The sequence below is a fragment of the Dietzia cercidiphylli genome (assembly GCF_039531545.1).
GTDB lineage: Bacteria > Actinomycetota > Actinomycetes > Mycobacteriales > Mycobacteriaceae > Dietzia > Dietzia natronolimnaea.
The window spans coordinates 1-629 of the sequence record NZ_BAAAQG010000035.1 but is presented as its reverse complement, the minus strand read 5'-3'; the positions used below and the strand labels follow the sequence as shown (position 1 = coordinate 629).

Below are 629 nucleotides of genomic sequence, written 5' to 3'. Positions count from 1 at the left end.
GCACCTCCAAGGCGCCCAAGGAGCTTGAGGACCACTTCGGCCGCCGCGGCAACGTGATTGCCGACGACGGCGTCGTGGAGCTGATCCGCCCAATGGGACAGGGCCGGGACCGGCGAGACCGGCGGGTGGTGTGGCACTACAAATGGGAGCGGGCCAAGCGAGACCGGCGGACGCTGAACGCGCAGATCGACCGCGCCCAACGCGTCGCCGACCGGGCAGAACCACTCAAGAAGCAGCGGTTCGTCAAGGTCACCGACCAGAAGGTAATCCTGGACGAGGCCTCGATCCAGCGGGCCCGCGAATCTGCAGGTTACAAGGGGTATGTCACCAACATCGCCCCGGCCGCGATGGACGGCCATGCCGTCGTGGCGGCCTATCACGACCTCTGGAAAGTCGAGCAGTCCTTCCGCATGGCCAAGGCCGACCTGAGGGCGCGCCCGATCTTCCACCGCACCCGCGATGCGATCGAAGCTCACCTCACCGTCGTGTTCGCGGCCCTGGCCGTGGCGCGGCACCTGCAGGACGTCACCGGCATGTCGATCAAGAAGATCGTCACCACCCTGCGGCCGCTGCGCACGGTCACCGTCGCCATTGGCGACCACGAAATGCTCGTCGAACCCACAATCCCG

Annotated in this window: 1 protein-coding gene; it reads left to right on the top strand. The window is 66.8% G+C overall.

What is annotated here, in order from left to right; all coding sequences use genetic code 11:
- Nucleotides 1–629, top strand: a 629-nt coding sequence (locus ABD250_RS17990) for an IS1634 family transposase (RefSeq protein WP_344393588.1), incomplete at both ends; no start/stop codon positions are given.